The sequence below is a fragment of the Vibrio splendidus genome (assembly GCF_001557875.1).
Classification (GTDB): domain Bacteria; phylum Pseudomonadota; class Gammaproteobacteria; order Enterobacterales; family Vibrionaceae; genus Vibrio; species Vibrio splendidus_F.
In genome coordinates this window covers 30,537-44,350 of the sequence record NZ_LNRF01000012.1, presented here as the reverse complement: position 1 = coordinate 44,350, position 13,814 = coordinate 30,537, and the positions used below count along the sequence as shown (strand labels likewise).

The following is a 13,814-nucleotide window of genomic DNA, read 5'->3' as shown; positions in this document are numbered from 1 at the left end:
AAAAGGCCAGCAATCGCTGGCCTCAATTGGTTGCGTAAGTCTATACCGTTTATCGCAAGATCGGAATAGCTTACGCCTATGCAAAATGATGATTAATATTGCTTATTGATATCAATAGTGACTGGAGCACCCAGCTCAACCACTTCACTTTCACCGTACCAATCACCTTCGCGAGTTGAAACGTTGCCATCTGTATCAAGCCTAGCTCTAACCATCAGAGTTTCAAGACTCGACAGCTTCTGTCCTTCCATCATGCTGTTACCATCATCAAGCACAACTGTACGAGGAAAAGTCCCTAGTAGGTAACGAGCGGCTGCGATAGGCATTGGCGAACCATCAGCTCTGTGTACAGACACGATCAACACTGAGTTAGGATCAGCATTAACATCACCAGACAGCTCAAGTGTTACTGCAACACTCTTACCTTGGTCAACACCCATAACGTCGCCCATTTTTTTCTGAGCGCTTTCAATGCTGCGAGAAAGCATTTCGTAACGGCTATCTTGTGGACCAATCATCTGTTGCATGATGCTCCAGTACTTCACAGCACCTGGGTAGTCTTGACGCTCAAACGCATCGAACGCTAACAGTGAGAACACACGAAGGTCAACGTAATCGTTTTGAATCAAACGGCTCAAAATCAAGCGTGCTTGGTTCTGATCAGCTTCATCAGGTGAAAGCATCAATGCTTGTGCAAAGCCTAACTGGACATCTTCGTTTTTAGGTTCAAGCTTGTAAGCTCTTTCCATTGAATCTTTTGCTGTTTCAGCATCACGGTTAGCTAGCGCAATACGACCTAATAGCAACCAGCCTGTAGAGTCTTCTGGTTGGTAGTGCAGACGAGTACGAAGCGCCAGAGTCAAATCTTCTAGCTCATCATCAGTTAATGCACCGCCTTCCGATGACATTAGCTTTTTAGACAACTCAGGAAGGTTTGAACTCACCTCTTGCCAGTGCTGAACTTTTTCCAACGCACCAAACTTAAAGTACATACCGTATGTCACAACTACGACAAGGATAATCGATGGAACTACAACACCCAACGTTGAGATTTGAGTCTTCTTCATCTCTTGCTGCGCAGGTACATCATCAAGTAGAGACTGTTTCAAATCAGCGATCAGTTCTTGTTGGTTATCAACAAGGCCTTCTTCTGCTTCTACTTCTAGCTCAACTAGACGGTCCTTATAGAATGCTTTATTCAACTCGTCGCGAAGCATTTCGTCATTGTTCGCCTTCTTATTAATGAAGGGCAGAACAATTAAGAAAATTGCCGCTAGCGAAAGGATAATGGTAGAAATCCAAAATAGAGTCATTACTTCTTATCTCCGTCGTTCTCTTCATCGAGTAACGCTTTTAAGCGAGCTTCTTTGTCTGCATCCCAGTCTTTATCTGACTCTACTGCTTTCGACTTTGACTTTCTGCTTCGTAAAATGATCAAACCGAAACCAAACACGACTACCGCAAATGGACCAACCCAAAGGATCGACGTTGCTAGTGTTAGTGGTGGATTGTAAGTAACAAAGTTACCGTAACGAGCAATCATGTAATCAATAATGTCTTGCTTCGACTTACCGTCTTTTGTCATCTCGTACACTTTTTGACGTAAATCGACCGCCAGTTCTGCGTTCGAATCACCAATCGTGTTGTTCTGACATTTAGGACAGCGCAGCGTATTGCTCAGCTCTTTAAACTGCTGTTCTTGATCTACGGTATCAAATTCATGAAACTCAATAGGCGCAGCAGAAACAGTTGCCGAGATTGCGAAAGTGGCAAATAGAGTAATCAGTGCCTTTTTAATCATTTCGATTCCTCCAACAACTCTTGATACATCGGCTCAAGCGTCGATGCCCAGTTGGTTGGATTCACGTCACCAACATGGCGGTAACGAACCACACCGTTAGCATCAATTAAGAAAGTCTCAGGAGCGCCATACACGCCAAGATCTAGGCCTAGCATGCCATCACCGTCAAATAAGCTGATTAAGTACGGGTTACCTAGTTCTTTTAGCCAACCGACCGCTTTATTGCGATCATCTTTGTAGTTCATACCAATGATCTTAACGCCTTGAGCGGCCAATTTATTCAGGTAAGAGTGCTCGGCATAACAGGTAGGACACCAAGTAGCCCACACATTAAGCAGCAGAGGTTCGCCTTTGAAGATCGCTTGATCATGAAACTTACCTGGTTGTTCTAAGTCTTCTAGACCGAACTCAGGTACAGGCTTACCAATCAATACCGATTCAAGTTTAGTCGGGTCATCACCCGACTGATTACGAACCAATTGAGTTGCAAAGACTCCAGCTAGAATCATAAAAGCAATCAATGGAATGAATAAAATCTTCTTGTTCATTCGAATTAAGCCTCCTGCTCTTCAGCCGACTTTTTTGTTGGCTTACGGAAACGGTAACGACGGTCACTGATTGCAATTACGCCACCAATAGACATGATCAAAGAACCTGCCCAGATCCAACGTACAAATGGTTTGTAGTAGATACGTACAGCCCAAGACTTATTGTCGTCTAAACGTTCACCCATTGCGATGTAAAGGTCGCGCGTTACGCCACGGTCAATCGCTGCTTCTGTCATCATAGACTTAGCTGTGGTATAGAAACGTTTTTCAGCGTGAAGCGTGTTGATGTATTTGCCTTCTTTTGTGATTTCAAAGTCAGCAATGTAACCATCGTAATTAGGGCCATCCTTGTCACGAACACCTGTGAATAGGAAGTTATATTCTTCAAGTTGGTAATGCTCACCTGGAGCTAAACGTACATCACGCTCAATGCTGTAGTTTTGTACCATCGCAATACCAATCACAGTCACGGCTAAACCAATGTGACCACACACCATAGCCCAGTGACTACGAGGCAGTTTAGTTAAACCTGTCAAGAATGTGTGACGGTGAGTCGCACGCTCATGAAGCTCAAAGCCGTGCATGAAGATGATCCAGAACGCCATTACCCAACCAGTAAACGCAGTACCACTGAAGCGGTCAGCCAGTAGAGCAACCATAAGCACACTCAAACCAAGTGACAATGCACCCGAAATCAGCATAGGTTTAACTAGTTTAGATAGGTTGTCACGTTTCCAGCGGATCAGAGGACCGATACCCAATAGGAACGAGAACGGGATCATCAACCAGAAGAACAACATATCAAAGAATGGTGCACCGATTGACACAGAGCCCAGACCTAACTGCTTATGAACTAACGGTAACAATGTACCCACTAATACAACCACTAATGCAGCAATCAATAGGATATTATTGCCTAATAGCGCGTTTTCACGGGAAACTAAATCAAAGTTACCACGGACACGAACCGATGCGCCTTTAACAGCGAACAACAGCAGTGAACCACCGATAACGAAGACTAGGAAACCTAGAATAAACATACCACGAGCTGGATCTGACGCGAACGCGTGAACCGATACCAATATGCCCGAACGAACTAAGAACGTACCTAGTAAGCTTAGCGAGAATGCCGAGATAGCCAGCAATACTGTCCAAGCTTTAAATGTGCCACGCTTTTCTGTCACCGCAAGTGAATGCATCAATGCAGTACCTGCCAACCAAGGCATGAATGAAGCGTTTTCTACAGGATCCCAGAACCACCAGCCACCCCAGCCAAGTTCATAGTAAGCCCACCATGAACCTAGTGCGATACCTACGGTTAGGAATAGCCAAGCTGCGATTGTCCAAGGACGCGACCAACGAGCCCATGCCGTATCTAAACGACCACTCATTAGAGAAGCTATTGCGAAAGAGAACGCAACAGAGAAACCTACATAACCCATGTAAAGCATTGGCGGGTGAATAATCAAACCCGGGTCTTGCAGTAGTGGGTTCAAGTCACGGCCATCAACAGGGAAGAAAGGCAATGTACGTAAGAACGGGTTAGACGTTACGATTATGAACAGCAAGAAGCCGACAGTAATCAACCCCATGATAGCCAATACGCGAGCCACAGACTCTTGAGGCATACCACGGCTGAACGTCGCTACTGCAACCGTCCAACCTGCTTGGATAAGAACCCAAAGCAGTAATGAACCTTCGTGAGCGCCCCAAACCGCCGTAATTCGGTAGTACCAAGGCAGTTGGCTATTCGAATTGCTTGCTACGTATTGAATCGTAAAATCATTGGTGTAGAACGCGTAACACAGGATAAAAAATGAAATCGCTAGGAATCCGAACATGCCCCACGACAACGGTCGTGCACTGTTCATCAATAATGTGTTATTTCGAGCGGCTCCGTACAATGGGAGCACGCTTAGCAGCAATGCAAGTCCCAAAGACAGGATCATCGCAAAATGGCCGATCTCGGCTATCATTGAGCATTTCCTTCTTTTTGTTCAGTTGTGTATTGCAAAGGCTCATGAGTCTTCTTCATTGCTTCTGCAACTTCAGAAGGCATGTACTCTTCATCGTGCTTTGCCAACACCTCGAACGCTTCAATTGTCGTCGCATCTTTAAGGACACCCTGAGCAACAATACCTTGGCCTTCACGGAAAAGATCAGGAAGGATGCCATCGTATAAAATCGTTACTTTAGGGCCTACATCCGCCAAATCGAAGCTTACACGTAGTGATTCGCTGTCACGGCTTACAGAGCCGACTACAACCATGCCACCAATGCGTAGGCGTTGACCAACTTCAGGTTTTTTACCATCTTTGCCGTTGACCAGCTCAGTTGGTGTGTAGAACAGATCCATGTTCTGGTTAAGTGCATAAACCATCAATCCAATAGTCGCACTGATACCAAAAAAGATTGCTAAGACAATGCCCAGCCTCTTTTTACGTCTTGGGTTCATAGAGTGTTCTCCATATTTTTTGCTGCATCGATACGAGCTTGACGATCAACCTTAGCTTGTACTTCATTTAGTAATTGCTTACCACGACGAACACTTACCACCAGTAAAATGATCATCGCGAGGAATGTGATTCCAAATGCACTCCAAACATAAGAGGCGTAGCCTCCCATGGCAAAGAAATCACTCAAAGATTCAAAATACATAATTACCTACCCTACTACGCTTTTTCAGCCGCAAGCTTGCGAACCCATGGACGGTGACTCTCTTTACTGATGATTTCGTTTCTAAAGCGAACCATAGTCACAGCACCAAAGAAAAAGGCGAAGCCGAAAATGTTAAGAAGAAGCGGCCATAACATGTCACTTGAAATAGAAGGCTTATCGAACTTAGTGATCGTCGCGCCCTGGTGAAGTGTGTTCCACCACTCTACTGAAAAGTGAATGATAGGTAGGTTGATGACACCAACGATAGCCAAAATGCCTGCCGCTTTGGCTGCAGTTTTTTGATCGTCAAACGCGTGGTGTAGTGCAATCACACCTAAATATAGGAATAGAAGAATCAGCTCTGAGGTCAAACGCGCATCCCAAACCCACCAAGCGCCCCACATTGGTTTACCCCAAACAGCACCGGTTAGCAGCGCGATGAAGGTAAATACCGCACCGATAGGTGCCATAGCCAACGCGGCCATATCTGATAGTCTTACCTGCCATACCAAGCCGATAAACGCTGCAATCGCCATCGACATGTACACGCCCATAGACCAAATCGCAGAAGGTACGTGGATGTAAATGATTCGGAAGCTATCACCTTGTTGGTAATCAGAAGGTGCAAATGCTAACCCCCACACAGTACCGGCAGATAGACACAATAGCGCTAGGATAGAGAACCATGGCAGAAGTTTACCAGCAAGCTGATAGGAAGTTTCTGCTTTGGCATAGGGATGGAGCCATTTCCACATGTTGTAATCTCACTCTTACTTCATATTGCTTACAGCTATCACAGCTATAATTATTATAATTTATTTGGCTTACTGCCTCTTCCAGTGACTCTATGAGTTTGAAAGTTCCAATTAGTTCACTCTGAACAATCAAAGTGTTGGTGAGTGCTTAGTTAATACTCTAATAGCTAGTTAACACTCACTCTTAGTGCTGCACTGATAGCAAATGGGGTGAGCGTCATTGCGCCCATTAGCATTGCCCCTAACACGGCTAGTTGTCCGTTATACGCAACACCTAGTGCTGCCGCATCAATCGCTGATGTAGCAAATATAAGAATTGGGATATACAGCGGCAAAATAAGCAGACTCAACAGCACGCCACCTTTTTGTAATCCAACCGTCAAAGCCACACCAATAGCACCAATAAAACTTAATGCAGGCGTACCAACCAACAAGGTTAAGACCACCGATAACCAAGTATCGAAATTCAAGGACAGCAGCACCGCTAACAACGGACTGATCAATATTAATGGTAACCCTGTCAATAACCAGTGCGCTATGACCTTGGACAATACTACCAACTGCAACGGGATGGGCATCAGCATCATCTGCTCAAGGGCACCATCTTGAAAATCATCTCGGAATAGTCGTTCCAAAGAGAGCAATGCAGAAAGTAAAGCAGCAACCCAAACAATACCCGCAGCGATGCGCGCAAGCAGGTTCGGCTCAGGGCCAATACTCAGTGGAAAAAGGGTGATGACAATAATAAAAAACCACAGAGGGTTAAAGATATCGGCTTGGCGACGAAATGCGATCAGCAGCTCACGTCGAATGATCGTTGTCATTGAAGAGATCATATTACTCACCCAACTTTATTTTTCTTAGTTTCGGGCTATCAGCAAACATATCTTGGTGTGTGGTTAGTAACACAATGCCACCGTTATCTGCATGCTCAGAAAAAAGAGATTCTAAAACTTTAACGCCCTGCTTATCGATTGCAGTCAACGGTTCATCTAGAATCCACAATATTTGTTTACTCAACCAAAGACGAGCCAACGCCACACGGCGCTGTTGACCAGCTGAAAGTTGCCCCGCGGGCACGTCTTCCCTACCAGCAAGGCCAACCTGGGCCAACGCATGGTAAAGCTCTTCCTTGCTCGTTCCACCACTGTGAATCGATTGATAGAAACTCAAGTTCTCATAGGCACTGAGCTCGCGCTTCACGCCAGTTTGATGACCAAGAAAAAGTAAATTTTGATGATACACATCTCGACTCGTTTCAATGGACTCACCATCCCAACAAATAGTACCTTCATCACGATCGCCTAGGCCGGTGATAATCCTAAGGAGTGTCGTTTTCCCAGTACCGTTACGACCTTCAACTTGAACCAGCTCGCCAGGTTTCAATTGAAAAGACAACGATTCAAACAGAACCCTGTCGTCACGAATAGCAGTTAAATTTGAGACTTCTAGCATAGGTAAATTTAGTCGAGTAATGAGAGGGCTATAGTAGCACACCAACATGGTGACAAAACAGGACTAGGCGTTTTCGATAAGACAAAGTCCGTAAGAAACTGTTACCACCGCATCACAATTTACACATTTTCATCAACAAACTAGATATTGCCGTAGATACAAGTACTTATAAACATCGTTCTATATAGATATAGCAAGCATAAAAAAAGAAGCCGAAGCTTCTTTTAAGAGGTGTACGTGATAAACATCAATTGCTCAATACGCAGTAAGCGCTCAATTTAACGACGTCGAGGCGGGTCTCTGCGATCGCGAGAGGCATCGGGTTGATCATCGTACGATGAAGGGTTACTTCTCAACGAAGGGATTTTTTCCTTACCCGCGAGCTTATTCTGTAGAGACATCATTAGCTCAGCTTCCGCTTTAGGTAATTCACACTCTTCGATCAGTTCGTTTATCCCGGCACCAAGCTGAACCATTTTTGTTGCACGCGTATATAAGCGTCCATCGGTGTCAGCATGTTCCAACTCAACAATACGTTCATTCAAGTGCTTTATCAGATCTTGCTGTTCAGTCACTTTCTGGCCAAGGCCAACCACAACAGAGCGGACCTCAAGTAATTGCTTACTCGATTTTTGAAGCTCTTTGTCCAAGTTACGAACTTGCAGACGTGATTGATCGAGCTGCTTTTGAATCGCACGTTTTACTTTGCAAATCAAAATCACGATGAATAACGTAAAAACCCCAACACCTGATATCAGAGCGACAGGGCTTAAAGGTAGCGCTTCAAACATTACAGGTGAGCCATCTCATCCCATTCGTCTTCGCTTAGTAGTTTGTTTAAATCTACTAGAATAAGCAGCTTGCCATCACGGTTACTTACACCTTGAATGAACTTAGCACTTTCATCAGTACCAACACTTGGCGTTGTGTCGATTTCAGAAGAACGCAGGTAAACCACTTCAGCAACGCTATCGACTAGAATGCCAATTACTTGACGCTCAGATTCAATAACGATAATACGAGTGTTATCTGTGATTTCACCTTGCATCAAGCCAAAGCGAGAACGAGTGTCGATAACAGTAACAACGTTACCACGTAGGTTAATAATACCTAGAACGTAATCTGGAGCACCCGGTACTGGAGCAATTTCGCTGTAACGCAGTACTTCACGCACTTGCATTACGTTGATACCGTAAGTTTCTTCTTCTAGCTGGAATGTCACCCATTGAAGTACTTCATCATTGGTTTGCTCTTTTCTTACTTCAACTTCACTCATATGAGACATAGATAATCCTCTTGTCGTCGTTACCGACCACTATTATTAACTTGATGCTTTTGTTGTACCAATCTTGGTACTAGCTTAATGCTTTTACATCTAGCCCTGCGTTTAGCATGGCGATTAATGCTTCAACATGAATCAAAGCACACATTTTTTCTTTTACCATACCAGCGAGCCATGGGCGTTTACCTGCCATTTCTCGCCAACGTACTTTATCTGTATTAAGTAGCTCGGTGCCTTTTAGCTCTGTGCCCGCAAGACCCCACAAGCTCTCTCCAAGCATCACTATATATTGATAGTTTTCTTTGTATTCGTCACCTGATAGTTTCTCAGACATCACCCATTTTGCGGTGTCGACCACATCTAGCTGACTATCACGGTTGGTTTGTAAACCTAAATACCAAGTTGGCTTACCAATGATATGACTTAACTCTTCAAGGCGATGGATCCCGCCAAGCTCATCAAGTGGTACCGCAAAGGTCACGCCGTTTACATCAAAATACAAAACTTGAAAGTCTTCTGTGCGAACCGTATTTTCCCAAGAGGTAAACTGGTCAGCACCTCCGGCTTGAGTTTCAAGTTCAATAACTGTCTCGACCTCAGGAGCATCAAGTTCAGACTCAACAGCCTTAACTTCTACTTGTTCCGTCTCCAGCGGTTCAGCTTGTAACTCTTCAATTTGCTGCGTTTCAAAAGGTGGCTCTGCAGCAATTGATAAATCGGGTTCTGGAAGATTCCAATCTTGAATCTCTGGCTCTTCAAACACTTGAACAGACTCAACCGCAGCATCAAACATTTGCATGTCTGCTTGCTGGGCGATTTTCTGGGTGTTCTGATCCATCAATTCATCAAGATTCAGCTCATCAACAACATTGGTCGCCTCTAAACGACTTAGTAGCTTCTGAACATCCTCAAGGTTAGGAACCTCAAACTCAGCCGCGCGTATTTCTGCGTAGCTTGAGTGGTGACTCGAAAATTGGCGCTCTGGCTCTGGCTCTGGCTCTGGCTCTGGCTCTGGCTCTGGCTCTGGCTCTGGCTCTGGCTCTGGCTCTGGCTCTGGCTCTGGCTCTTCAGATTGTGATTCGTCGCTAGACTCGTCAACAAAAAAATCGTCAGATTCAAAGCTTTCATCGCCTAACAGCGCAGTAAAGTAGTCATCCAGTGCTTGTTCACTCGAGAGACTTGGCTGCGCCAATGTTGATTCTTTATTCACGCTCATTTATCGCCAACCTCTCGAGATAAATAAGCAACTGTTTATAAGCAAATACACCACGGCTACCCGATGCAAAATGAGATGCAGGCAAGCGTTTTAGACTTGCATCTCGAAACTTAGTATCTATCGGCACAGCAGATGTCCAAACTTGGTTCGGATAATCATCTTTGAGCTGCGTTAATGTTTGCAGTGAGGCTTTGGTTCGCTTGTCGTACATGGTCGGGACAATCGTCACCTTAAACGGTGTTTTGCGAGACTTCTGCATGATGGTCAAAGTGCGAATCATGCGCTCTAAGCCCTTCATCGCCAAAAATTCCGTCTGTACCGGAATCAAAATACGATCACTGGCAGCCAATGCATTCACCATCATCACACCCAGAATTGGCGGACAATCGATCAACACATAGTCGTAGTCGTCTTTCAAAGCGGCCAAAGCGCGCTTCAAGATCAACCCCATGCCGCTTCGATTTCCCATTACACGGTCTAATGTCGCCAAAGACATGTGCGCAGGAATAATATCGATACCTTCAACTTCCGTTTGTAAAAGCAAAGGTCTTACTGTCTGCGCGTTAAACTCACGCAACTGAAACAGATCAAACAGGCTCGATTCCACCGTATCTGAGTCGTAACCCAGATAGGTGGTCAGTGATGCATGTGGGTCAGTATCAACCAACAGAACACGGTGCCCCTTCAACGCAAGTAAACCTGCTAGAGTCACGGTCGTGGTCGTTTTACCAACACCACCTTTTTGGTTTGCAACACTCCAAACAATCATCTCGATTTACCTAAGCTAACCCAACTTCAACCAAGATCCGTTCCGCGATGCGGTCCAGAGGTAGGTCTTCAGTAGAAATGCCAGCTTTTGCTACAGCTTGAGGCATACCATATACAACACAACTATCTTCGTCTTGTGCCCAAATCGTCGAGCCCGCAGTTTTCAACATGCGCGAACCTTCTCGACCATCTGCGCCCATACCGGTCAGTACCATAGACAACACTTTGTCGCCGTAGATCTTCGCTGCAGAGCCAAATGTGACATCCACACAAGGCTTGTAGTTCATTCGGTCGCCGCCATCGATAATTCTTAGACGTGCAGACCCGGCTCGGCCATCAACCATCATCTGTTTACCACCTGGAGCAAGATACGCCACTCCAGGCTTTAACACATCACCGTCTTGCGCTTCACGAACTTCAATCTTACACAAGGTGTTCAATCGACTAGCAAAAGCAGCGGTGAATGTTGCAGGCATATGCTGAACTAACACAATTGGGTGTGGATAGTTGGCAGGGATACGAGTCAAAATCTTCTGTAGCGCAACAGGCCCCCCAGTCGAAGTACCAATTGCTGTTAATTGATACTTCTTACCTGACGCTCTGAATTTTGCCGTTGATGCAACTGCTGGCTTCGCTGTCGAAGTCGCAGCTGATGTTGAAATCGGTTGGCGCAATGGCGTAGATGTTGAAGTCGTTGCTGTCGCTCTCGGCGCAATAGGAGCACGACGCATAAATGCACGCTTTGCAGCAATCTGAATCACACGCTGTTGAAGCAATGCAACTGCATCATCACGGTTACGAGCGATGTCTTCAAACTTCTTAGGTAAGAAGTCGAGAGCACCTGCATCTAACGCATCTAACGTTGCTCTCGCTCCATCATGCGTTAACGATGAAAACATCAAAATAGGCGTTGGAGACGCGGCCATGATCTCACGAACGGCAGTGATACCGTCCATGACAGGCATTTCAATGTCCATCGTGATTACGTCAGGTCTTAGCTGTTTCGCTTTCTCAACGGCTTCTTTACCGTTTACTGCAACATCAATGACTTCTAGGCGAGCCTCTGAGTTGATGATCTCGCTAACGCGACGACGAAAAAAACTCGAATCATCAACGACTAATACTTTAATCGCCATATTTATCCTTAAATTAAATTCTTGACGCAGCTGCGTACTGCTTCAACAAGTCCGGCACATCTAGAATCAATGCAATATGTCCGTCACTTGTAATTGTCGCGCCTGCCATTCCTGGCGTGCCTTGCAGAAGCTTATCAAGTGGCTTGATCACGACTTCTTCTTGACCGATAAGCGTATCGACAACAAAACCAACACGTTGGCTACCAAGTTGTACGATAACAACATGGCCATGCCCTTTACGCAGTTCAACAATACCCGCTTTAGGTGCAAGCCAGTTTTGCAAGTAGAACAACGGAATAGACTTATCGCGAACGATGATCGTCAGCTGACCATCAACCACGTTTGTGCGGCTTAAATCTAGGTGGAAGATCTCGTTAACCGATGCCAATGGCAACGCAAATGGGTGACCCGCAACACCAACCATTAAGGTTGGTAGAATCGCTAGGGTTAGTGGAACCTTGATGGTGATCTTGGTGCCCTGTCCCATTTCTGAATCAATATCAATAGAACCGTTCAGTGTGTTGATCGCTGTTTTCACAACGTCCATACCGACACCGCGACCAGAGATATCCGAGATCTGCTCTTTGCTTGAGAAGCCAGGAGCAAAAATCAGGTTGAAACACTCTTTATTTGATAAGCGAGACGCTGCATCTTCATCCATCAGGCCACGTTTAACCGCGATAGCACGAAGCTTATCAGGATCCATACCGCCACCGTCATCAACGATAGCCAGTTCAATGTGGTCACCTTCTTGAGAGGCAGACAGAATCACTTTACCCGTTTGTGATTTACCCGCAGCAACACGGTCGTTTGGCATTTCGATACCATGGTCGACAGAGTTTCTCACCAAGTGAATCAGGGGATCAGCAAGTGCTTCTACTAAGTTTTTATCAAGGTCCGTTTCTTCGCCACGCATTTCAAGAACGATGTCTTTCTTCAAGCTACGAGCAAGGTCGCGGACAACTCGTGGGAAGCGACCAAATACTTTCTTGATCGGCTGCATACGAGTCTTCATTACCGCACCTTGTAGGTCTGCAGTAACAACATCTAAGTTAGAGACAGCTTTCGACATTTCTTCGTCGTTGCTGTTGAGGCCAAGGCTGACAAGTCGGTTACGCACCAATACCAGCTCACCCACCATGTTCATGATGGTATCCAGTGTTGATGTATCAACACGAACTGTCGCTTCAGCTTGCTGCTTCTTAGCCGGCGCTTTAACTTCAGCTTTTGCTGGAGCGCTCGGTTTCGGCTCGGCTTTAACGGCTACTGGTGCTGCTGGTTGCGGTTTAGGCGTTGCTTGCGGTGCAACTGCCTTAACTTCTGCAGGCTTAGTCGCTGCATCCAGTTCTTCAATCGAAGGTCCATTACCTGATCCGTGTAACTGGTCCAGTAACTTCTCGAACTCTTCGTCAGTCATCAGATCATCGCCTTCAGACATCGCCGAAACAGGTGCTGCAGGAGGCGCTGGCGGTGGAGGAGGCGTTGAACTCGCAGCCGTCGGGCTGTTACCCGCACCATGCAGTTCATCTAGTAACTTTTCAAATTCATCGTCAGTAATATCACCGCTGTCAGCAACTGGCTGAGGTGTAACAGGTGCTGGCGGCGGTGTTGGTACAGAAGATGCTGTTGGCGAACCACCTTTACCGTGAAGTTCATCAAGCAGGCGCTCAAACTCATCTTCAGAGATATCATCCACTGAAGAGGCACTGATACTTGAACTTTCGACAACCGGTTCAGGGGCTACAACGATAGGCTCTGGGATAACAGGTGCTGACGCTTCTACTGGTGCAACTTCATCAGCTGATTCTGGCTTACAGAGGCGGTGAAGTTCATCCAATAAAGCTTGGTCTGCTGGCACTAAAGGTTCCTGATCTTGCACGGCTTGAAACTGTGTATTAACAGTATCTAACGCCTGCAGCATAGTATCCATCAAACCTGATGTTACGCTGCGTTGGCCGTTTCGTAGAATGTCGAACACATTCTCGGCACCATGACAAGTATCCACCAGCTCAGTTAATGCTAGGAAACCAGCACCACCTTTTACTGTATGGAAACCACGGAAAATAGCATTTAATAGGTCTTTGTCGTCAGGATTATTCTCAAGCTCTACCAGTTGCTCTGATAGAAGTTCAAGGATCTCTCCTGCTTCGACTAAAAAGTCCTGAAGAATATCTTCGTCTAAATCGTAGCTCATA

15 protein-coding genes are annotated in these 13,814 nt (G+C 45.7%); all 15 read right to left on the bottom strand.

Annotation, left to right across the window (positions count from 1 at the left end):
- Nucleotides 1-92: 92 nt before the first annotated feature.
- Entirely contained in the window at nt 93-1,313 is a 1,221-nt protein-coding gene (ccmI, locus tag ATB74_RS20670) for a c-type cytochrome biogenesis protein CcmI (protein ID WP_061019581.1), read from the bottom strand.
- Nucleotides 1,313-1,801, bottom strand: a complete 489-nt coding sequence (locus ATB74_RS20665) for a cytochrome c-type biogenesis protein (RefSeq protein WP_060983672.1) — start codon at nt 1,799-1,801, stop codon at nt 1,313-1,315. Before ATB74_RS20665 ends, ccmI begins: the two co-directional genes overlap by 1 nt.
- Entirely contained in the window at nt 1,798-2,349 is a 552-nt protein-coding gene (locus tag ATB74_RS20660) for a DsbE family thiol:disulfide interchange protein (RefSeq protein ID WP_061019580.1), read from the bottom strand. Before ATB74_RS20660 ends, ATB74_RS20665 begins: the two co-directional genes overlap by 4 nt.
- Before the next feature lie 5 nt (nt 2,350-2,354).
- A complete protein-coding gene (locus ATB74_RS20655) occupies nt 2,355-4,325 on the bottom strand; it encodes a heme lyase CcmF/NrfE family subunit (protein WP_061019579.1) in 1,971 nt (656 codons plus the stop codon).
- Nucleotides 4,322-4,804, bottom strand: coding sequence for a cytochrome c maturation protein CcmE (gene ccmE / locus ATB74_RS20650; protein WP_061019578.1), 483 nt, complete (start codon nt 4,802-4,804; stop codon nt 4,322-4,324). Before ccmE ends, ATB74_RS20655 begins: the two co-directional genes overlap by 4 nt.
- Complete coding sequence (gene ccmD / locus ATB74_RS20645) at nt 4,801-5,007, bottom strand: heme exporter protein CcmD (protein WP_060983676.1); 207 nt, start codon at nt 5,005-5,007, stop codon at nt 4,801-4,803. Before ccmD ends, ccmE begins: the two co-directional genes overlap by 4 nt.
- Before the next feature lie 14 nt (nt 5,008-5,021).
- Entirely contained in the window at nt 5,022-5,762 is a 741-nt protein-coding gene (locus tag ATB74_RS20640) for a heme ABC transporter permease (protein WP_060983677.1), read from the bottom strand.
- A 167-nt stretch (nt 5,763-5,929) separates the two neighbouring features.
- Nucleotides 5,930-6,598 (bottom strand): heme exporter protein CcmB, encoded by a 669-nt coding sequence (ccmB, locus tag ATB74_RS20635; protein WP_060983678.1) that lies wholly within the window; start codon nt 6,596-6,598, stop codon nt 5,930-5,932.
- Nucleotide 6,599: 1 nt separating this feature from the next.
- Nucleotides 6,600-7,217, bottom strand: a complete 618-nt coding sequence (gene ccmA, locus ATB74_RS20630) for a cytochrome c biogenesis heme-transporting ATPase CcmA (RefSeq protein ID WP_061019620.1) — start codon at nt 7,215-7,217, stop codon at nt 6,600-6,602.
- 278 nt (nt 7,218-7,495) lie between these two features.
- Nucleotides 7,496-8,008: a DUF2802 domain-containing protein gene (locus tag ATB74_RS20625; RefSeq protein WP_061019577.1), complete on the bottom strand. Its 513-nt coding sequence runs from the start codon at nt 8,006-8,008 to the stop codon at nt 7,496-7,498.
- Complete coding sequence (locus tag ATB74_RS20620) at nt 8,008-8,502, bottom strand: chemotaxis protein CheW (protein ID WP_017064109.1); 495 nt, start codon at nt 8,500-8,502, stop codon at nt 8,008-8,010. Before ATB74_RS20620 ends, ATB74_RS20625 begins: the two co-directional genes overlap by 1 nt.
- Before the next feature lie 70 nt (nt 8,503-8,572).
- Nucleotides 8,573-9,715, bottom strand: coding sequence for a chemotaxis protein CheW (locus ATB74_RS20615; RefSeq protein WP_061019576.1), 1,143 nt, complete (start codon nt 9,713-9,715; stop codon nt 8,573-8,575).
- On the bottom strand, nt 9,702-10,484 hold the full coding sequence (locus tag ATB74_RS20610) for a ParA family protein (protein ID WP_017064111.1): 783 nt from the start codon (nt 10,482-10,484) through the stop codon (nt 9,702-9,704). The genes ATB74_RS20615 and ATB74_RS20610 overlap by 14 nt, the downstream gene beginning before the upstream one ends.
- A 10-nt stretch (nt 10,485-10,494) precedes the next feature.
- Complete coding sequence (locus ATB74_RS20605) at nt 10,495-11,619, bottom strand: protein-glutamate methylesterase/protein-glutamine glutaminase (RefSeq protein WP_061019575.1); 1,125 nt, start codon at nt 11,617-11,619, stop codon at nt 10,495-10,497.
- A gap of 13 nt (nt 11,620-11,632) precedes the next feature.
- Complete coding sequence (locus ATB74_RS20600) at nt 11,633-13,813, bottom strand: chemotaxis protein CheA (RefSeq protein ID WP_061019574.1); 2,181 nt, start codon at nt 13,811-13,813, stop codon at nt 11,633-11,635.
- Nucleotide 13,814: the final 1 nt, after the last annotated feature.